17 protein-coding genes are annotated in these 20,080 nt (G+C 51.7%); 13 read left to right on the top strand and 4 right to left on the bottom strand.

Annotation, left to right across the window (positions count from 1 at the left end; translation table 11 throughout):
- Positions 1 to 178 precede the first annotated feature (178 nt).
- The 12 genes from gyrA (at position 179) to OCU43_RS04635 (ending at position 13,898) form a co-directional block, all read left to right on the top strand.
- Positions 179 to 2,827, top strand: coding sequence for a DNA gyrase subunit A (gyrA, locus tag OCU43_RS04580; protein ID WP_091359808.1), 2,649 nt, complete (start codon positions 179 to 181; stop codon positions 2,825 to 2,827).
- A gap of 144 nt (positions 2,828 to 2,971) precedes the next feature.
- The gene (gene serC, locus OCU43_RS04585; RefSeq protein ID WP_091359806.1) at positions 2,972 to 4,054 is read left to right on the top strand and encodes a 3-phosphoserine/phosphohydroxythreonine transaminase; all 1,083 of its coding nucleotides are present in this window, start codon (positions 2,972 to 2,974) and stop codon (positions 4,052 to 4,054) included.
- 23 nt (positions 4,055 to 4,077) lie between these two features.
- Positions 4,078 to 5,178 (top strand): prephenate dehydratase, encoded by a 1,101-nt coding sequence (gene pheA, locus OCU43_RS04590; RefSeq protein ID WP_091359804.1) that lies wholly within the window; start codon positions 4,078 to 4,080, stop codon positions 5,176 to 5,178.
- Between the two features lie 15 nt (positions 5,179 to 5,193).
- On the top strand, positions 5,194 to 6,300 hold the full coding sequence (gene hisC / locus OCU43_RS04595; RefSeq protein ID WP_091359802.1) for a histidinol-phosphate transaminase: 1,107 nt from the start codon (positions 5,194 to 5,196) through the stop codon (positions 6,298 to 6,300).
- Positions 6,297 to 8,531 carry a bifunctional prephenate dehydrogenase/3-phosphoshikimate 1-carboxyvinyltransferase gene (locus tag OCU43_RS04600; RefSeq protein ID WP_091359800.1) on the top strand — a complete coding sequence of 745 codons (2,235 nt, stop codon included), beginning with the start codon at positions 6,297 to 6,299 and terminating at the stop codon, positions 8,529 to 8,531. Before hisC ends, OCU43_RS04600 begins: the two co-directional genes overlap by 4 nt.
- 1 nt (position 8,532) lies before the next feature.
- Positions 8,533 to 9,216 (top strand): (d)CMP kinase, encoded by a 684-nt coding sequence (gene cmk / locus OCU43_RS04605; protein WP_091359798.1) that lies wholly within the window; start codon positions 8,533 to 8,535, stop codon positions 9,214 to 9,216.
- Positions 9,217 to 9,241: 25 nt separating this feature from the next.
- Entirely contained in the window at positions 9,242 to 10,918 is a 1,677-nt protein-coding gene (gene rpsA, locus OCU43_RS04610; RefSeq protein WP_091359796.1) for a 30S ribosomal protein S1, read from the top strand.
- A 15-nt stretch (positions 10,919 to 10,933) separates the two neighbouring features.
- Positions 10,934 to 11,287 carry an integration host factor subunit beta gene (ihfB, locus tag OCU43_RS04615; protein ID WP_261833006.1) on the top strand — a complete coding sequence of 118 codons (354 nt, stop codon included), beginning with the start codon at positions 10,934 to 10,936 and terminating at the stop codon, positions 11,285 to 11,287.
- Positions 11,288 to 11,315: 28 nt separating this feature from the next.
- Positions 11,316 to 11,621, top strand: coding sequence for a lipopolysaccharide assembly protein LapA domain-containing protein (locus tag OCU43_RS04620; RefSeq protein ID WP_091359793.1), 306 nt, complete (start codon positions 11,316 to 11,318; stop codon positions 11,619 to 11,621).
- 1 nt (position 11,622) lies between these two features.
- Entirely contained in the window at positions 11,623 to 12,798 is a 1,176-nt protein-coding gene (lapB, locus tag OCU43_RS04625) for a lipopolysaccharide assembly protein LapB (RefSeq protein ID WP_091359790.1), read from the top strand.
- 32 nt (positions 12,799 to 12,830) lie between these two features.
- Complete coding sequence (gene pyrF / locus OCU43_RS04630; RefSeq protein WP_091359787.1) at positions 12,831 to 13,538, top strand: orotidine-5'-phosphate decarboxylase; 708 nt, start codon at positions 12,831 to 12,833, stop codon at positions 13,536 to 13,538.
- Positions 13,539 to 13,616: 78 nt separating this feature from the next.
- Positions 13,617 to 13,898, top strand: coding sequence for a ComEA family DNA-binding protein (locus OCU43_RS04635; protein WP_091359785.1), 282 nt, complete (start codon positions 13,617 to 13,619; stop codon positions 13,896 to 13,898).
- Between the two features lie 58 nt (positions 13,899 to 13,956).
- On the opposite strand, the gene OCU43_RS04640 is transcribed toward OCU43_RS04635, so the two are convergent.
- From OCU43_RS04640 to typA, 4 genes are all read right to left on the bottom strand, one after another.
- Positions 13,957 to 14,850 carry an AEC family transporter gene (locus OCU43_RS04640; RefSeq protein ID WP_091359783.1) on the bottom strand — a complete coding sequence of 298 codons (894 nt, stop codon included), beginning with the start codon at positions 14,848 to 14,850 and terminating at the stop codon, positions 13,957 to 13,959.
- 5 nt (positions 14,851 to 14,855) lie between these two features.
- Positions 14,856 to 15,293: a D-aminoacyl-tRNA deacylase gene (gene dtd / locus OCU43_RS04645; RefSeq protein WP_091359780.1), complete on the bottom strand. Its 438-nt coding sequence runs from the start codon at positions 15,291 to 15,293 to the stop codon at positions 14,856 to 14,858.
- A 21-nt stretch (positions 15,294 to 15,314) separates the two neighbouring features.
- Complete coding sequence (gene pip / locus OCU43_RS04650) at positions 15,315 to 16,265, bottom strand: prolyl aminopeptidase (RefSeq protein WP_091359778.1); 951 nt, start codon at positions 16,263 to 16,265, stop codon at positions 15,315 to 15,317.
- Between the two features lie 110 nt (positions 16,266 to 16,375).
- On the bottom strand, positions 16,376 to 18,193 hold the full coding sequence (typA, locus tag OCU43_RS04655) for a translational GTPase TypA (protein WP_091359776.1): 1,818 nt from the start codon (positions 18,191 to 18,193) through the stop codon (positions 16,376 to 16,378).
- Positions 18,194 to 18,632: 439 nt separating this feature from the next.
- Here typA and glnA point away from each other — a divergent pair, with 439 nt between their 5' ends.
- Positions 18,633 to 20,036, top strand: coding sequence for a glutamate--ammonia ligase (glnA, locus tag OCU43_RS04660; protein ID WP_091359773.1), 1,404 nt, complete (start codon positions 18,633 to 18,635; stop codon positions 20,034 to 20,036).
- Positions 20,037 to 20,080: the final 44 nt, after the last annotated feature.

The raw sequence follows: 20,080 nt of genomic DNA on the forward strand, positions 1-20,080 counted from the left end.
ATACAGATTGTCTGGCGGGTTCCTGCTGATAACCCTGATTCAGGTGTCCAAGACCTTAATTTTGCGAGAATATTGCCATTTCTTTATGGTATACTCGCGGGCTTATGGTTTACCGCTTTCAGGGTGGGATTAACCACTTAATTCTCAGCAGTCAGATTCAAGGATAGCCAGAGCTATTATGGGTGATTTAGCCAGAGAGATTCTGCCAGTAAACATCGAAGATGAACTGAAGCAGTCATATCTGGATTACGCCATGAGCGTAATCGTGGGGCGTGCGTTACCAGACGTACGGGATGGACTTAAGCCAGTACACCGTCGGGTGCTGTTCGCTATGAGCGAACTGGGCAACGACTGGAATAAGGCGTACAAGAAATCTGCCCGTGTGGTGGGTGACGTAATCGGTAAATATCACCCTCATGGTGATAGTGCAGTGTATGACACCATCGTGCGGATGGCTCAGCCGTTTTCGATGCGCTATATGCTGGTCGACGGTCAGGGTAACTTCGGTTCAGTGGATGGTGATTCCGCTGCTGCGATGCGTTATACCGAGATCCGTATGGCCAAGATCTCGCACGAGTTGCTGGCGGATCTCGATAAAGAAACCGTTGATTTTGTACCCAACTATGATGGCACGGAACAGATTCCGGAAGTGTTGCCTACCAAGGTGCCAACACTGCTGGTCAATGGTTCTGCAGGTATCGCCGTGGGTATGGCAACCAATATTCCGCCCCATAATCTGGGCGAAATCGTACGTGGTTGTATTGCACTGATCGATAATCCGGATCTCGGTATCGATGGCCTTATGGAATATATCCCGGCACCGGACTTTCCGACCGGCGCCATTATCAATGGCCGCGCGGGTATCCTGCAGGCCTATCAGACCGGTCGTGGACGGATCTATCTGCGGGCTAAGCACCATATCGAGACCAATGATAAAAACGGTAAAGAGTCGATTATCTTTACTGAGATCCCCTATCAGGTTAACAAGGCGCGGCTGATCGAGAAGATCGCTGAGCTGGTTAAAGAGAAGAAGCTCGAAGGGATTACCGAACTGCGTGATGAGTCCGATAAGGATGGCATGCGCATCGTTGTTGAGCTGCGCAAAGGTGAAGTGTCTGAAGTTGTGGTGAACAACCTCTTTATTCAGACTCAGCTGCAGAACGTTTTCGGTATCAACATGGTGGCGCTGGTCGATGGACAGCCGCGCACGCTGGACCTGAAGTCAATTCTGGAATGCTTTATTCGTCACCGCCGCGAAGTGGTGACCCGTCGTACCGTTTACCTGCTGCGCAAAGCGCGTGAGCGGGGGCATATCCTGGAAGGTCTGGCGATTGCGCTGGCCAATATCGATGCCGTTATCGAGATGATCAAGAGCTCACCTACTCCGGCGGAAGCCAAAGAGCGTCTGATCGAAACCTCGTGGCAGCCAGGTGAGGTGACGGTGATGCTGGAACGGGCGGGAGAGAATGCCTGTCGTCCGGAAGATCTGGAAGCTCAGTATGGTATGCATGATGGGGTTTATCATCTGTCTCCGGCGCAGGCTCAGGCCATCCTTGAGTTGCGTCTGCACCGTCTGACCGGTCTGGAGCATGACAAGCTGATTGCGGAGTATCGTGAACTGCTGGATCGCATCGCAGAGCTGCTGGCCATTCTCAACAGCCCCGAACGGTTGATGGAAGTGATTCGTGAAGAGCTGGAGCTGATTGTTGAAGAGTATGGCGATGAGCGTCGCACCGATGTGATCGCTTCGCAGCAGGACTTTACGGTTGCCGATCTGATCGCTGAAGAGGATATGGTGGTTACCATCTCGCACGGTGGTTATGCCAAGACCCAGCCGCTGACAATGTATCAGGCCCAGCGCCGTGGTGGTAAGGGGCGCTCAGCGACGGCCGTTAAAGATGAAGATTTCATCGAGAAACTGCTGATCGCCAGCACCCATGACACGATTCTCTGCTTTACCAATCTGGGTAAAGTGTACTGGCTGAAAGTGTATGAGATTCCTCAGGCGAGCCGGGCGGCCAGAGGCCGGCCTATCGTAAATATTCTGCCGTTGCAGGAGGGTGAGCGTATTACCACCATTCTGCCGGTGAATGAGTATGCGGATGAGCACTATGTGTTTATGGCAACCGCTGACGGAACGGTGAAGAAGACGCCACTGGTTAACTTCTCCCGACCCCGTTCGACCGGTCTGATTGCGCTGGCGCTGGATGAGGGCGATACCCTGATCGGTGCCGCTATCACCGATGGCACCGCTGAGGTGATGCTGGTCTCCAGCGAGGGTAAATCGATCCGTTTCCCTGAAGATGATGTGCGCCCAATGGGTCGTACCGCACGGGGTGTTCGCGGTATCAAGCTGAAGAATGATGCCCGGGTTATCTCGCTGATTATTCCGCAGGAGAACGGCCGCATTCTGACTACCAGTATCAATGGTTTCGGTAAGCAGACTGCCGTTGAGGATTTCCCCACCTACGGTCGTGGCGGCCAGGGCGTGATTGCGATGCAGTGTACTGATCGTAATGGCGCGCTGATCGGCGCGGTGCAGATGTTTGAAGGCGATGATGTGATGCTGATCAGTGATCAGGGTACGCTGGTGCGCACCCGTAGTGATGAGATCTCTGTATTGGGTCGTAATACTCAGGGGGTGCGTGTTATCCGGGTGGCCGAGGATGAAAATCTGGTAGGTGTGGCGCGGATTGAGGAGCCTGAGGTGTCGGAGGAAGAGCTGATAGAGGCAGGCATCATCGAAGGAGAGGCGGGGCCGGTTGTTGACGGTGAAGATAACCCAGCCGACTCACCTGAAACGCCCGCCAGCGATACCGAAGAGTAACCCGGGTGGTTAAACTAATGTGCGGCTCAGGCCGCACATTTTTGTATCGGACCTGTGTTGCTGATTTTTAATAGAATCTGTTTCATCTCTCTGAGTGAAACTTTTTCTGATCGTTAATACGAACTTTGTAGCAGATCTATCATAATGACACGTAATTATAATTTCAGTGCGGGTCCCTCTGCACTGCCTGAAGATGTCCTCAAGCAGGCTCAACAAGAACTTTTAGACTGGCATGGCCTGGGCCTTTCCATCATGGAGATGAGTCACCGCAGCAATGAGTTTGTCGGTGTCGCAGCGGAGGCAGAACAGGATCTGCGGGATCTGATGCAGATTCCGGATAATTATAAGGTGCTGTTTATGCAGGGTGGCGCCAGCAGTCAGTTCAGTATGATCCCGATGAACCTGCTGCGGGGAAAAAACAGCGCCGACTATATCAATACAGGTGACTGGTCGAAGAAAGCGATACAGGAAGCGTCTCGCTATTGCGAGGTCAATGTTGCCGCAACCACTGCGGACAATAATTTTACCAGCGCACCGGCACAGCATGAGTTGAAGCTTAATCCTGATGCTGCTTATGTGCATTACACGCCAAATGAAACCATCCGTGGCGTTGAATTTGATTACATCCCGGACACCGGAGATGTTCCGCTGGTGGCCGATATGTCATCCAATATATTGTCCCGCCCTGTCGATGTCAGTCGCTTTGGTATGATCTACGCGGGTGCACAGAAAAATATCGGTCCGGCAGGGCTGACAGTGGTTATTGTGCGTGAAGATCTGTTGGGCAATGTTTTGCCAGCAACGCCTGCGCTCTATGATTATAAAGTGAATGCCGATGCTGACTCCATGCTCAATACCCCGCCAACCTTTGGCTGGTATCTGGCTGGCCTGGTCTTTAAATGGCTGAAAGCGCAGGGTGGCGTTGAAGGGATCGCTGAGATTAACCGACGTAAGGCGGAAAAGCTCTATACTGCTATTGATAGTAATCCTTTCTACTCAAACCCGGTGGCGACACCTGTGCGCTCATGGATGAATGTTCCCTTTATTCTGGCCAATGCTGACCTGGATAAGCGTTTTCTGCAAGAAGCTCAGGAGCAGGGCTTGCTGAACCTTCCGGGGCATCGTTCAGTAGGGGGGATGCGGGCAAGTATCTATAACGCGGTCCCCGAAGAGGCGGTAGATGCGCTGATCGCCTTTATGCAGGACTTTTCGCAGCGTCACGGCTAAGCCCGATAGCAGAGGACGGTAGGATGAGTGATCAGGAAACTGAACTGAAGCTTCTGCGGGATCAGATCGATTCGATCGACCAGCAGATCCATGCGCTGCTGAATGACCGTGCGCGATGCGCGCAGAGCGTTGCTGAGGTGAAAGAGCGATATCAGGGTGACCGGGAGGCGGTTTTTTATCGCCCGGAACGGGAGGCTCAGGTGTTGCGCCGGGTTATGCAGCGCAATGACGGACCGCTGGCCGATCATGAAGTAGCCCGGCTGTTTCGTGAAATTATGTCGGTGTGTCTGGCGCTGGAAAAACCGATGCATGTGGCGTTTCTGGGGCCAGAGGGAACTTTTACCCAACAGGCGGCCAGTAAGCACTTCGGGCATTCAGCCCACTGCATCCCTTTCAGCACTAATGATGAAGTTTTTCGTGAAGTTGAGTCTGGTGGAGCCCACTACGGTGTTGTGCCAATTGAGAGCTCTTCTGAAGGAGTGGTCACTCATACGCTGGACCTGTTTAAGCGGTTTAATCTTAAAATTTGTGGCGAAGTTGAGCTGCGCATTCACCATCATGTGCTGCGTGCGGCAGAAGAGGGACTGGATAATATTACCCGGATCTATCTGCCACAACAGACGTTGTCGCAGTGTCGTAGCTGGCTGGATACCCATTTTCTGTCCGCTGAGCGGATTCTTGTCAGCAGTAATGCAGAAGCGGCGCGTATGGCCATTCAGCATGGGGCTGAAGCGGTAGCGATTGCCAGCGATCTGGTGGCTGATCTGTATCAGTTGAATATCGTTGCCAGGAATATTGATGATCAGTCGGATAACAGCACCCGTTATCTGATTATTGGCGATCAGGAGGTTGGTGAAAGTGGCCATGATAAGACCTCAATACTGGTAACGGTGCCCGATAAAGCGGGTGCGCTCTATGAGTTATTGCAGCATTTTCATCAACATAAGATCAGTCTGACGGGTATTGAGACCCGGCCTGCCAGTCCCGAAAGTCCACATTCAGTGTTTTATATCGATTTTGAAGGGCATGCAGCCAATCAGCATATACAGAACGTACTGCAAGAGCTGCAGTCTGATACTGTAGAACTTAAATTGCTGGGGTCATACCCGGTTGCTGTACTCTGATCCGGAGCTAAATAAATGGCATGTGATTTCTATCAATTGGCAACCCCGGGCGTTCAGGGGCTTCATCCATATCAACCCGGTAAACCGGTTGAGGAGCTGGAGCGCGAGCTGGGTATCAGCAACAGTATTAAACTGGCCAGCAATGAAAACCCTATGGGGCCAAGCCCGGTTGCAATGGCCGCAGTGCAGGCGGCTCTGGGTGAAAGCTGTCGTTACCCCGATGCCAGTGGTTATAAACTGAAACAGGCCCTGTCAGAGCGCTATGGTATCAGTCCGGACACCATCACCCTGGGCAATGGTTCGAATGATGTTCTGGAGCTTATCGGGCGGGCGTTTATTGTTCCCGGTGATGAAGTTATCTACTCCCAGCACGCTTTTGTTGTGTATATGCTGGTGGCTCAGTCAACCGGCGCTACCTCTGTCGTTGTGCCTGCACGGGAATGGGGCCACGATCTTGATGCCATGGCGGCTGCAATCACGGATAAAACCCGCATCATCTTCCTGGCAAATCCCAATAATCCCACCGGCACCTGGTTTAGTGGTCAGGCACTGCAGGCGTTTATGGCGAAAGTGCCCGATGATGTTGTGGTTGTTCTGGACGAGGCTTATCTGGAGTATGTGACCGAGGCCGATTATCTTTCGGGCGTTCAGTTGCAGGCAGGATTTCCCAATCTGGTGGTGACCCGGACTTTCTCGAAAGCTTTCGGACTGGCAGCCCTGCGAATAGGTTATGCCGTGGCGAATCCGGCGATTACCGATCTGCTGAACCGGGTGCGTCAGCCCTTTAATGTCAATATTCCCGCACTGGAAGCAGCGACCGCAGTACTTGGCGATACAAACTATCTTCAGCGTAGTGTTGAACTGAATCGCACCGGTATGGTGCAGCTGGAGCAGGGGCTGACTCAGTTGGGTGTTAACTGGATTCCCTCGGTGGGCAATTTTATCAGTGTCGATTGTGGCCGTGATGCCGCGCCCGTCTATGCCGAATTGTTGCAGGAGGGCGTAATTGTCAGGCCTGTCGCTAATTATCAGATGCCTCAGCATTTACGGGTGACGATCGGTCTGCCTGAAGAGAATAGTCGCTTTTTAACGGCATTTGCCAGCGTATTGCAGCGCTTATGAAGGACAAACACAACGTGAGATGTTTGACTGAAAGGGTTCTGGTTATCGGTTTAGGTCTGATTGGCGGCTCCCTGGCGAGTGCTCTGCGGACACGCGGTATCTGCCGTACAGTGATTGGATATGACCGGGACAAAGATGAACTGGAGACCGGGCTTCGTCTGGGTATTGTTGACGAGGCTGCCGCAGACCTGCTGGCTGCAGCAGCCCAGGCTGACGTGATAGTTCTGGCGGTACCGGTGAAAGCGATAGAAACGGTGCTTGCTGAAATATTGCCAGTTTTGCGGACGGACACTATTCTCACAGATGTCGGCAGTGTTAAAGGCAACGTGGTGCGCTCAGCGACAAGACTGTTTGGTTGTGTACCAAACCGGTTTATTCCCGGACACCCCATTGCGGGGTCTGAGAAAAGTGGTGTGGCTGCAGCCGATGCAACACTATTTGAACATCATAAGGTGATTATTACACCGCTGCCGCAGAGCGATTCAGACGCTGTGACACTGATTGCCCGGATGTGGCAGGCTGTCGGAGCGCAGGTGTTGCAGATGGATGTTGAACGGCATGATGAAGTACTGGCAGCCACCAGTCATCTGCCACACCTGCTGGCGTTTTCCCTGGTGGATACGCTGGCGCAGGAGCAGGATTGTAATGACATCTTTCGCTATGCAGCGGGAGGCTTCAGGGATTTTACCCGTGTTGCTGCCAGCGATCCTACCATGTGGCACGATATTGGCTTGGCGAATAAGCAGGCAATCCTGCAAAAGATTGATGAATTTACAGCGGGTGTTGGTCGGCTGCGCAAGGCGATCGAGACTGAAGACAGTGTGGCGATGCTGGGGATCTTTACCCGGGCTAAAGCCGCACGCGAACACTTTTCAAAAATTTTATCGGGCTCAGCGTACACGCAAAATAATATGATGACTAAAGATACTACATTCTATGCACAACCGGGTGGTCAGGTGCAGGGTACTATTCGGGCTCCGGGTGACAAATCGATCTCTCACCGTTCCATTATGCTGGGATCGCTGGCCGACGGAGTGACAGAGATTACCGGCTTCCTGGAAGGGGAGGATAGCCTGGCGACGTTGCAGGCGTTTCGTGATATGGGAGTTGTGATTGAAGGCCCGCATCAGGGCGCAGTAAAAATTTATGGTGTCGGTATTAACGGCTTACGTCAGCCACCGGGGCCTATCTATGTTGGTAACTCCGGCACCACTATTCGACTGATGTCAGGTCTGCTGGCCGGTCAGTCCTTTGATTCCGAACTCAGTGGCGATGCGTCGCTGAGTAAGCGTCCGATGGAACGCGTGGCTAAGCCGCTGCGTCTGATGGGGGCGCAGGTAGAAACGGGAGAAAACGGCTGCCCGCCAGTAAAAATTAAGGGCGGTCAGGCGCTGAAAGCGATCAGTTATGAGATGCCGATGGCCAGTGCTCAGGTTAAATCCTGTGTAATGCTGGCGGGTCTTTATGCCGAAGGTGAGACCACTGTTATCGAGCCTGCGCCCACCCGGGACCACACAGAGCGTATGCTGCGAGGCTTCGGTTACCCGGTGGATGTGGACGGTAATAAGGTTTCTCTGGCCGGTGGCGGCAGTCTGAAAGCAACGAAAATTGATGTGCCGGCAGATATCTCCTCTTCAACGTTCTTTATGGTGGCTGCGGCCATCTGCCCCGGCTCGGATATTACTCTGGAGCATGTCGGCATCAATCCCACCCGGATCGGTGTGATCAATATTTTGCGGGCGATGGGGAGTAATCTTGAACTTCTCAACGAGCGGGAGGTAGGTGGTGAGCCGGTCGCCGACATTCGCATCCGCTATGCGCCGCTTAAAGGGATTAAAATACCCGAAGATCAGGTGCCACTGGCGATCGATGAATTTCCTGCGCTGTTTATCGCAGCGGTGTGTGCGGAAGGCGAAACAGTGCTTACCGGTGCCGAAGAGTTGCGGGTCAAAGAGAGTGACCGTATTCAGGCGATGGTGGATGGATTGAAAACACTGGGAGCTGATATCGAAGGCACGCCGGATGGCGCGATTATTCGTGGCAGCAAAATGGGCGGCGGTGTGATAGAGAGTCATGACGATCACCGCATTGCGATGTCATTTACCATAGCGTCTCTGCGTGCTACAGGAAACATTGAGATTCGCGAATGTGCAAACGTGGCGACATCATTCCCTAATTTCATTGAGCTGGCTCAGCACGTGGGTATCCGGGTACGCAAGGAGGAGAAGTAATATGGGCGATTTCCCGGTTATAGCAGTCGATGGTCCCAGTGGGTCAGGTAAGGGAACAATCTGTAGTTTACTGGCCCGTGAGCTGGGCTGGAATCTGCTTGATAGCGGCGCGTTGTACCGGCTGGTAGGTCTGGCTGCCCGTCATCATGGGGTTGCGCTGGACGATGAGGATGCGCTGGTGGTACTGGCTGCGCATCTGGACGTGCAGTTCGGCACCTCGGCGAATCAACAGGAAGTTTCCATTATATTGGAAGGGGAAGAGGTAACTAACGCGATCCGTACCGAAGAGTGCGGTGCGGATGCCTCGATTATCGCTGCCATTGGTTCGGTAAGGGCCGCCCTGCTTGAGCGGCAGCGGGCTTTTGTGTCAGAACCGGGGCTGATTGCCGACGGCCGGGATATGGGCACCGTCGTTTTTCCTGATGCTCCACTGAAAGTTTATTTGACGGCCAGCGCAGAAGAGCGTGCAAACCGCCGTTATAACCAGTTGATAAATAAGGGTCTGGGTGCTAGTCTTCAGGCAATATTGGAGGATATTCAGGCAAGAGACGCGCGTGATATGAACCGTGCTGTAGCGCCTCTTAAGCCTGCAGAAGATGCTATCTGCCTTGATACGACTGACCAGAGTATCGAAGAGGTATTGGCTTCTGTGCTGGATCAGGCGAGACATAAGGGTCTGCGTTAACGGCAAAAAATGAGGTTTAGCCGGTATGAATGAGAGTTTTGCTGAGCTGTTTGAAGAGAGTCTGAAAGAGCTGGATATGCAACCGGGCTCTATTGTGACTGGTACCGTTGTCGCGGTTGATGGCGATTTTGTCGTCGTTAATGCGGGACTGAAGTCGGAAGGGATCATCCCCCGGGGGCAGTTTCTGGATGATGAGGGTAAGCTGAACATCGAAGTCGGTGATCAGGTTAAAGTTGCGCTGGTCGCTCTTGAAGACGGTTCGGGTGAAACTCAGCTCTCTCGTGAAAAAGCCAAACGGGCAGAAGCCTGGGAAGTGCTGGAAAAAGCGATTGAGAATGACGAGATTATTACCGGGCGCATCACCGGCAAAGTGCGTGGCGGCTTCACGGTTGACGTGAACTCTATCAGCGCCTTTCTGCCGGGGTCTCTGGTCGATATTCGCCCGCTGCGGGACACCTCTCATATAGAAAACAAAGAGCTTGAGTTTAAGCTGGTTAAGCTGGATGCCAAGCGTAATAATATTGTTGTATCCCGGCGCGCAGTGCTTGAAACCGCCTACAATGAGGAGCGGGAGAAACTGCTGGCAACCCTCAATGAGGGGATGACGGTAAAAGGTGTGGTGAAAAACCTTACCGATTATGGTGCCTTTATCGATCTGGGAGGGGTGGATGGTTTACTGCATATAACCGATATCGCCTGGAAACGTGTTAAGCATCCCAGTGAACTGCTTAGCATCGGTGATGAGATCGATGTGAAAGTACTGCGCTATGATCGTGATAAGAGCCGCGTATCCCTGGGCATGAAGCAGCTGACTCCTGATCCCTGGGATGAGTTCAAGGCGGCCCACCCGGTTGGTACTAAAGTGACAGCCAAAGTGACCAATATTGCTGACTATGGCTGTTTTGCTGAAATTCAGGAAGGGATTGAAGGTTTGGTCCATGTGTCTGAGATGGACTGGACCAATAAGAATGTTCATCCCTCCAAAGTGGTTCAGCTAGGCGATCAGATCGAGGTGATGATTCTCGATATTGATGAACAGCGCCGTCGTATCTCTCTGGGGATGAAGCAGTGTCAGGCTAACCCCTGGGATGCCTTCGCAGAGCGATATACAAAAGGTACTGAGATCACTGGTGTGATCAAGTCGATCACCGATTTTGGCGTCTTTATCGGGCTTGATGGCGGTATCGATGGCCTGGTCCACCTGTCCGACCTTTCCTGGGATCAGGACGGTAATGAAGCGGTAAAAGCCTACAAGAAGGGGGATACTGTGAGTGCGGTGGTGCTGGCGGTTGATTCTGAGCGAGAGCGTATCTCACTGGGGATTAAGCAGTTAGGTAGTGATCCTTTTTCTGAATATACCGCCAGCAATGCAAAAGGTGCGGTGGTTCAGGGTAAAATTGCTCAGGTTGAGCCGAAGCAACTGGTGGTAACACTGGCTGAAGGGGTCGAGGGTACCGTTAAGGTACAGGAAGCCTCGTTTGAACGGGTCGATGATCTGACGCATATGTTCAGCGTTGGAGCGGATATCGAGGTGATGCTGGTGAATATTGACCGGCGCACCCGATCAATCGCTCTGTCGGTGAAACAGGTTGAAAAACGGCAGGAAAAACAGGCTCTGGATGCCATTAAGCACCAGCAGGTTGAATCTGAAGGCCCGACGACTATCGGTGATCTCATCAGAGCTCAGCTGGAAAAGAAATAGTAACGGATACACATAATTTCTGATGAGAGGTCTGGTCGTTACCAGGCCAACCACTGTCAGGGGGTGAGCATGACTAAGTCTGAACTGATCGAGCGTTTGATTGACCAGAATGAACAGCTTTCAATAAAAGATGTAGAGCTGGCAGTTAAAACTATGCTGGACCATATGACTGAGTCTCTTGCTCAGGGGGATCGTATTGAGATCCGGGGGTTTGGTAGTTTCAGCCTTCATTTTCGGGCGCCTCGTGTTGGTCGCAACCCAAAAACCGGTGATTCAGTGTCGCTGGACGCCAAATATGTACCGCATTTTAAACCAGGTAAGGAACTGCGTGAGCAGGTCAATGACAGTCTGAAAAACGGGCGGTCTTAAGGGATTAAATAACTTTAGGGGTAGATAAATGCGTTGGTTAAAAACGCTGCTGGTGCTGGCTCTCTGTATCGTATTTCTGTTCTGTGGCTGGACCTTCGCCACGCTCAATACCGAGCTGGTGAGTATTAATATGTTCTTCTTTACGCTGCCTGAAGCCAGTCTGTCGATCTGGTTGATGGCAAGCTTTGTCGTTGGCGGAATCGCCGGAGTGCTGGTGAGTAGTCTGTTTGTCATGGTACTGAAACTAAAACTGAAAGCGGCAAAACGTAAGATCAGTTCTAGTGACAAGGAGCTAGATCAGTTGCGCACGGCGTCACTGAAACGCTCTTCATGAAATGAATGATTATCTGTTTATTATCCCGCTGTTTATTGCGGTGGCGCTCGGCTGGCTGTTGGGGCGTCGCCAACGGGATAATAGCTTGCCAGCGCAAAATACCCTGCAACAGGAGTATTTTCGTGGGCTCGATTTTCTTCTCAGTGAAAAAACTGACGAAGCGATTGAGAGCTTTATCCGTGCACTGGAAGTTAACTCAGACACCATACCTGCCCACCTGGCCCTGGCTAAGCTGTTTCGAAAGAAAGGGGATGTCGAACGTGCCATTCAGATCCATCAGAATCTGTTAGCCCGGTCAGACCTGAGTCGCGAGGATTTTCTGCGTATTCAGATGGCGCTGGCCCGGGATTACTTCGCTGTGGGGCTTTTTGATCGTGCCGAGAACCTGCTATTGGAGATTCAGTCCCAGCGACCCGGCCCGCAGACTCAACAGAAAGCGATATCCCTGCTGATTAAGCTCTATGAAAAAGAGAAAGAGTGGCAGCGTGCGATCGAGGTTGCCCGGCAACTCAGTGCTGATGAGCTCGAAGGACTTGAGGTGGAGCTGAGTCACTACTGTTGTGAGCTGGCAGAGGGCTACATTGGGCAGCAGCGCTATCGTCATGCGGTGGGTAAATTAAATACGGCGTTGAGCTTCGATAAGGGGTGTGTCCGCGCCAGCTTGTTATCTGCTGATATGGCCATCAGGCAGGAAGACTGGAAAGGCGCTATTCGCGAGTTGAAGCGGATAGCGGTGCAGGACCCGCTGTTTCTCTCCGAAACGGTAAAGCGACTGAAGCAGTGTTATTCTGAGCTGAATCAGATGGCCGATTATGAAAAGCTGATGAAGCAGTGGTTAAGCAAATATCCATCTACCAGTATTATGCTGGCGCAGGCTGATATGATACTTGAGCGGCAGGGGGCGTACCCAGCCGGAGCCTTTATTACCGATCAACTGAAGCACAGGCCCTCTGTGAAAGGTTTTAATCAGCTGATAGATCTGTATATTGCCCACGCCTCAAAAGGGACCAATGAAAGCCTGATGGTGTTGCGGGGGCTGACGGGGCAGCTCGAACTGAGCAAGCCTGTGTATAATTGCCAGCGATGTGGTTTTTCAGGTAAATCCCTGCACTGGCAATGCCCCTCCTGTCAGAGTTGGGGAACGACTAAACCGATCCAGGGTCTTGAGGGTGAGTAGACCGGATCAGAATCTGTATGAGAAGTAGCCGAATGAATGATTTAAAGCGGGTTATTGTTGCGCTGGATTACCCGGACCAGATTTCAGCCCTGAAGATGGCGGATCAACTGGACCCTGAAAGATGTCGTGTTAAAGTCGGCAAAGAGTTATTTACCCGGGCGGGGCCCGCAGTGGTTGAAGCGTTGCACAACAAAGGGTTTGAGGTTTTTCTGGATCTCAAATTTCATGACATTCCTAACACCACGGCCAAAGCGGTGAGAGCTGCTGCTGAGATGGGGGTATGGATGGTTAATGTGCATGCCTCCGGCGGCCGACGGATGATGGAAGCAGCGCGCAACGAGTTAGATCAGGTTAATGGGGCGCAAACACTGCTGATCGCAGTGACCGTCCTGACCAGTATGGAACAGCAGGATCTGGCAGATATCGGTCTGGATATTAATCCTCTCGAACAGGTTAAACGTCTTGCACTACTGACGCAGAACAGCGGGCTGGATGGTGTGGTCTGTTCAGCGCAGGAGGTCCGGCCTCTTCGACAGCTCGTTTCTGCGGACTTCCAACTGGTGACGCCGGGTATTCGTCCTGCGGATGCCGAAGTGGGGGATCAGAAGCGTATTATGACTCCGGGTGAGGCCATTGTTGCCGGCAGTACACATTTGGTTATCGGGCGACCGATTACCCAGGCTCAGGTGCCGGTTGACGCGTTGGGACGGATCGAACAGGAGATTCTTGCGGCACGTTAGTTGTCACATTTTTGTCATATGCTATTAATAGTAAAGCCGGTGTTTACCGGCTTTTTTATTAACCAGAAGGAAATAGCTATGAAATGGAATTCGTGTCTTAAATCGATAGTACTGTGTCTGTGCCTGAGTCTGCCTCTGGGAGTCTCTGCCGAGCCAATGCTGAACATCAACACCGCCACTGCCGATCAGCTTGCTGAAGTGCTGCAGGGGGTGGGGCCAGCAAAGGCGAAAGCGATCATTGATTACCGTGAAGCAAATGGCCCGTTCAAAACGGTTGACGAGCTGGCGAACGTGAAGGGCATAGGCAGTTCGACTGTGGCTAAAAACCTGCAAAGCATTATGGTGGATGAGCCGCAGTAAGGTTTAAGCACTTATTGTTGTGAAAAATGTTGTAGAGGCTGCCTTATGGCAGCCTTTTTTATAGCACAAACACCAGTGTGAGGGGGATGAAGATCAGTGCGCCCATATTACCGAGTAAAACAATCGATGCGACCTGTTTCGGTTCCTGGTTATATTGCTCGGCAACAATGTAGTTAAGCACTGCGGGAGGCAGCGCGCCAAAGATAATCAGATAGGCAAACTGTTGCGCTTCAAGATGTAACAGTTGCTGGATTAAAAAAGCGATGACAACGCCGATAGCCGGACTGATGATGGCACCTGTGATACCGATTCTCCAGGCGCTGAAGTCGACCGTGATCAGTCTAACCCCAAGGGTGAACAGTAACAGAGGGATCGAGATCTGTCCCAGCATATCCAATGCGGTGGCGATGGAGGCGGGTACTGTGAGATTGAGGCTGCTCCAGCCTAGCCCGGCGATGGTGGCGATAATGATGGGCATGCGCAACAGTCGCCAGGGGTGGGTGCGATGATCCATCATATAGATACCGACGGTAAAATGCAGGGTCATCTCAACAATAAACAGCATGATCGCCGCGGGCAGAGCCTGTTCGCCAAAGGCCAGGATAATCAGGGGCAGCCCCAGATTACCACTGTTGCTGAACATCATTGGTGGGAGAAAGGTTTTTGGTTGTACTTTCAGCAGCTTGCACAACGGCCAGATCAGCAGGCCAGAGCCCAGTATGACGATCGCGGCAGCTAATGCCAGTGCCTGGTATTTGACCAGATCAAAGGATTTGTCTGACAGCACAAAGAAGATCAGTGCTGGCACGAAGATATCCATATTTAACTGGTTGGCCAGAGCCATATCGGGTTTTTTATAGCGGCCATACAGATAACCACAGAGAACAATAGCAAAGAGGGGGAAAACGGTCAGGAATATCCGTTCAGCAAGTGCCAGGGTGGTCGTTTCCATCGGGGTCAGACTTCCAGTAAAAAGGTCACAGGACCATCGTTGATAAGACTGACCTGCATATCTGCGCCGAAACGGCCGGTTGCTACGTCAGGGTGCTGCGCGCGGGCCTGATCAACAAAGTATTGATACAGGGCTTCACCCTGTTGCGGTGTTGCGCCTTTGGAAAAACCCGGGCGCAGGCCTTTGGCGGTATCGGCTACCAGGGTAAACTGAGATACGATCAGTAACCCGCCTTGCCGTTGTTGCAGATTGAGGTTCATTCTGCCCTCTGCATCCGCAAAAATCCGGTAATTAAGAATCTTCTGTAACAGTTTATCTGCGCTGCTCTGGGTATCGGTTTTTTCAACCCCCAGCAGCAGGAGTATGCCCGCACCAATCTCACCATGGCGCTCTCCGGCGATATCAACAGAGGCGGATTGTACCCGCTGAATAAGTGCTTTCAACTTGACTCCTGGATGACTTAATCAGGCTTTAGATTGTGCGAACTGATTGGTGGCTTTTATCAGGTTGTCCGTGATACCCGCTTCCAGCGCACTGTGGCCCGCATCTCTGACAATGTGTAGTTCAGCCTGGGGTAGTGCGTCATAGAGAGCAAACGCCTGCTCAATTGGGCAGACCATATCATAGCGGCCATGTACAATCACCGTGGGTATCTGCTGAATTCTGTGGGCATCACGAATAATCTGGTCTGGCTCGATAAAGGCTTCGTTAATAAAGTAGTGTGCTTCTATCCGCGCCATGGCCAGAGCGATATGGGGATCGCCAAAGTGATCAACGATGTCGCCGTTAGGGTCCAGGGTCGAGCAACGTCCCTCCCAGACAGACCATGCCTTGGCGGCGGACATCCGGGCGATTTCATTATCGGATATCAGGCGCTGATAATATGCCTGCAGCATATCTGTGCGTTCTCCTTCCGGGATCACTTTTCGGTACTCTTTCCAATAGTCCGGGAAGATAGCGCTGGCACCCTCCTGATAGAACCAGTGGATATCCCGTTTCCGACAGAGGAATATACCGCGCAGGATCATACCTGAAACCCGTTCAGGAAAGCTTTCGGCGTACAGCAGGCTGAGGGTAGACCCCCATGAGCCACCAAATAGTAGCCACTCATCTACATTGAGGTGCAGGCGGATCTTTTCGATATCACTGATCAGGTGCGCAGTGGTGTTATCCTGCAGCTCTGCATGGGGCGTAGACTGGCCACAGCCGCGTTGGTCGAACAGAATAATGCGGTATTTTTCCGGGTCAAAGAAACTGCGGTGGTAGCTGCTGGTGCCGCCACCGGGGCCGCCGTGAATAAACAGAACCGGGATTCCCTGGGCGTTGCCGCTCTCTTCTATATAGAGGGTATGCAGATCATCAACAGCAAGATAGTGCTGTTTATACGGGTGAATATCGGGAAAGAGGGTGTTCATATGAGTGTCCTTGTCAGTCTGGCAGACACCGGGAGTATAGCCCGGAACAGCGGTCGCTGTCCGGGCTATTTACGTGCAGATATAAACGCTTTTTGAAAAAGTTAAAGCATTTACTTGCCTGAGCGGGAGTGACGCTTACGCTCGTTCTCAGTGAGCATCTTTTTACGGATGCGGATGTTCAGCGGTGTGACTTCCACCAGTTCATCATCTTCGATGAAGTCCAGAGCCTGTTCCAGGGTAAAGCGCACCGGCGGTGTCAACTGAATGTTTTCGTCGGTACCGGAGGCACGAACGTTAGTCAGCTGCTTGCCTTTGATCGGATTGACCGCAAGGTCATTACTGCGGCTGTGAATACCCAGAATCATCCCTTCATAGACTTCGATGTTGGGTTCAATGCACAGACGGCCACGTTCCTGCAGGTTCCACAGGGAGTAACCCAGTGCTTTACCGGTCACCATTGAAACCAGTACCCCGTTATTACGGCTCAGCACTTCACCCTCTTTGACTTCACCGTAGTGGTCAAACACTGAGGTCATGATGCCGGTACCGGAAGTCATGGTCAGGAACTGTGAACGGAAGCCGATCAGACCGCGGGAAGGGATCAGGAAAGTCAGACGTATACGCCCCTTGCCATCCACTTCCATATTGGTCATATCCGCTCTGCGTTTACCCAGCTCTTCAATGATGCTGCCCTGATGCTGTTCTTCAACATCGATCATGACGATCTCAAAAGGCTCGTGAGTTTTACCGTCAACCTCTTTCTGAATAACCTCAGGACGGGAAACCCCCAGCTCAAAGCCTTCGCGGCGCATGGACTCAATCAGCACCGACAGGTGCAGTTCACCACGACCGGACACTTTAAACTTCTCTGGAGAGTCACCCTGCTCAACGCGTAAAGCAACGTTGTGAATCAGTTCGCGATCCAGGCGGTCTTTGATGTTGCGGCTGGTAACAAATTTACCATCCTGACCGGCAAAAGGAGAGTCGTTAACCTGGAAGGTCATCGATACTGTCGGCTCATCCACAGACAGCGGTGGTAGCGCTTCGACGGCTGCCGGGTCACACAGAGTATCGGAGATATTCAGGGCATCGATACCGGTAACGCAGATAATATCGCCAGCCTGTGCAGACTCGACGTCGATACGATCCAGGCCCAGATATCCCATGATCTTCTGAACTTTACCGTTTCGAACCTTGCCATCACGATCAATGACTTTGACGACGTGGTTCAGTTTCACGGTACCGCGGGATACCCGTCCCACACCAATAACGCCGACATAGCTGTTATAGTCCAGTGCAGAGATCTGCATCTGGAACGGTCCAACAGTATCGACCTGGGGTGGGTTTACATGTTTAACAATCGCTTCAAACAGCGGTGTCATGTCATCGGCCAGTTGATCTGGCTCGTTACCGGCTACACCGTTCAGTGCAGATGCGTAGATGATTGGAAAGTCCAGTTGCTCATCGGTTGCGCCGAGGCTGTCAAACAGATCGAAAACCTGATCGATAACATAATCCGGACGTGATCCTGGGCGGTCTACTTTATTGACCACGACGATAGGACGCAGCCCCTGTTCAAAGGCTTTCTGTGTCACAAAGCGGGTTTGCGGCATCGGGCCATCAACCGCATCTACCAGCAGGCAAACGCAGTCGACCATTGACAGTACCCGTTCAACTTCACCACCAAAGTCGGCGTGTCCCGGAGTATCAACAATGTTGATATGGTAGTCGTTCCATTCGATGGCGGTATTTTTTGCCAGAATGGTGATACCCCGTTCTTTTTCCTGGTCGTTCGAATCCATGATCCGTTCGGTGCCTTCGTCCCGACGGCCCAGTGTACCGGACTGTGAGAGAAGTTTATCAACCAGGGTGGTTTTACCATGGTCAACGTGGGCAATGATGGCGATGTTTCTTAAGTTTTCGATCACGTCTGGGGACCTGTGCAGACAAATTTTAGAAGCGCACATTATACATGAGATATTCCGCAGCTGCGTCTTTCTTATGTACTCAATGGCAAAAATAGTTTTTTTTCCGGTTTGTTGATCTGTTTTAGAGGATAAGTACTATATGTTGGAGTAATATGATGGCACCTTTTTGAGGCAGCGAGGGAGCAGGTAAACCGGGAAAACGGGATATGCACTATTTTGGTTCAATATTTGTCTCTTTGCTCTATTTTGGTTCATTTTGCAGAGTTTAAATTGTTTCAAATCTGATCAGAACCGCTCTATGTCGCGTGTTTTCGGTGCTGGCGCAAACTGGCATACCACTTGCTGCTTAAAGGCGAAACAAACCTGACTGGTTAGGCTGCTATGCAGTTGTGTCTAATCGGTTGGGGGTCTGACAATATAATCTAGTGGAGAAAGTCAAATGTCAGAGACTCTGAATCTGATCAAAGAGCATGATGTTAAGTGGGTTGATATGCGTTTCACCGATACCCACGGTAAAGAGCAGCACGTTACTATCCCAGTAACCGAAATTAGCGAAGACTTCTTTGAAGAAGGCAAGATGTTTGATGGGTCTTCCATCGCTGGCTGGAAGGGAATTAATGAGTCTGACATGATCCTGCAGCCAGACGATTCTGCGTCTGTTATGGACCCATTTGCAGAAGATTCAACCATCATCGTTCGTTGTAATATCGTTGAGCCTTCTACCGGTCAGGGTTATGAGCGTGATCCTCGTTCGGTTGCCCGTCGCGCTGAAGCTTACCTGAAATCTACCGGTATTGCTGACACCGCTATCTTTGGTCCTGAGCCAGAGTTTTTCGTGTTTGATGAAGTTAAATGGCACGCGGATATCAGTGGTTGTGGCTACACTATCGGTTCTGAAGAGGCTTCATGGTCTACTAACAGCACCTTTGAAGGTGGTAATACCGGTCACCGTCCACGGGTTAAAGGGGGTTACTTCCCGGTTCCTCCGGTTGATTCCCTGCATGACCTGCGTGCGGCGATGTGCGATGCAATGTCTGCGATGGGTCTGACCATTGAAGTACATCACCACGAAGTGGCGACTGCGGGTCAGTGTGAGATCGGTGTGGGTCCAAACACCCTGACGGCTAAGGCTGACGAAGTTCAGGTCCTGAAGTACTGTGTACACAACGTTGCTCACGCATATGGTAAGACTGCGACCTTCATGCCTAAGCCACTGGTCGGTGATAACGGTTCTGGTATGCATGTTCACCAGTCTCTGTCTAAAGATGGCGTGAATATCTTCCACGGCGATGCCTATGCGGGTCTGAGTGAAACTGCTCTGTTCTACATCGGTGGTATTATCAAGCACGCGAAAGCGCTGAACGCACTGACTAACGCCTCTACCAACGCATACAAGCGTCTGGTACCTGGCTTTGAAGCGCCTGTTATGCTGGCATACTCTGCCCGTAACCGTTCTGCTTCTATCCGTATTCCATACGTGACTAATCCTAAAGCTTACCGTATCGAAACCCGTTTCCCGGATCCATCTGCTAACCCATACCTGTGCTTTGCTGCACTGATGATGGCGGGTCTGGACGGTATTCAGAACAAGATTCACCCTGGTGATCCAGCTGATAAGGATCTCTATGATCTGCCTGCAGAAGAAGCGCTGGCGATTCCAACCGTTGCTGCTTCTCTGGAAGAGGCACTGGATGCGCTGGATAACGATCGTGCCTTCCTGACTGCCGGTGGTGTATTCACCGACGACATGATCGATGCTTATATCGGTCTGAAGAAGGAAGAGTGTCTGAAAGTGAGCCAGACTACTCACCCGGTTGAGTTCGATCTGTACTACTCTGTTTAATCCACAGGATTAACCGGAAAAGCCTCCTTTATGGAGGCTTTTTT

This window comes from Amphritea atlantica (assembly GCF_024347255.1).
In the GTDB taxonomy this organism is placed as follows: Bacteria; Pseudomonadota; Gammaproteobacteria; order Pseudomonadales; family Balneatricaceae; genus Amphritea; species Amphritea atlantica.

Bases quoted from the DNA above. Each gene is read 5' to 3' on its own strand.
- gyrA (WP_091359808.1), top strand. From the start codon at position 179: ATGGGTGATTTAGCCAGAGAGATTCTGCCAGTAAACATCGAAGATGAA.
- serC (WP_091359806.1), top strand. From the start codon at position 2,972: ATGACACGTAATTATAATTTCAGTGCGGGTCCCTCTGCACTGCCTGAA.
- pheA (WP_091359804.1), top strand. From the start codon at position 4,078: ATGAGTGATCAGGAAACTGAACTGAAGCTTCTGCGGGATCAGATCGAT.
- hisC (WP_091359802.1), top strand. From the start codon at position 5,194: ATGGCATGTGATTTCTATCAATTGGCAACCCCGGGCGTTCAGGGGCTT.
- OCU43_RS04600 (WP_091359800.1), top strand. From the start codon at position 6,297: ATGAAGGACAAACACAACGTGAGATGTTTGACTGAAAGGGTTCTGGTT.
- cmk (WP_091359798.1), top strand. From the start codon at position 8,533: ATGGGCGATTTCCCGGTTATAGCAGTCGATGGTCCCAGTGGGTCAGGT.
- rpsA (WP_091359796.1), top strand. From the start codon at position 9,242: ATGAATGAGAGTTTTGCTGAGCTGTTTGAAGAGAGTCTGAAAGAGCTG.
- OCU43_RS04620 (WP_091359793.1), top strand. From the start codon at position 11,316: ATGCGTTGGTTAAAAACGCTGCTGGTGCTGGCTCTCTGTATCGTATTT.
- lapB (WP_091359790.1), top strand. From the start codon at position 11,623: ATGAATGATTATCTGTTTATTATCCCGCTGTTTATTGCGGTGGCGCTC.
- pyrF (WP_091359787.1), top strand. From the start codon at position 12,831: ATGAATGATTTAAAGCGGGTTATTGTTGCGCTGGATTACCCGGACCAG.
- OCU43_RS04635 (WP_091359785.1), top strand. From the start codon at position 13,617: ATGAAATGGAATTCGTGTCTTAAATCGATAGTACTGTGTCTGTGCCTG.
- OCU43_RS04640 (WP_091359783.1), bottom strand. From the start codon at position 14,850: ATGGAAACGACCACCCTGGCACTTGCTGAACGGATATTCCTGACCGTT.
- pip (WP_091359778.1), bottom strand. From the start codon at position 16,265: ATGAACACCCTCTTTCCCGATATTCACCCGTATAAACAGCACTATCTT.
- glnA (WP_091359773.1), top strand. From the start codon at position 18,633: ATGTCAGAGACTCTGAATCTGATCAAAGAGCATGATGTTAAGTGGGTT.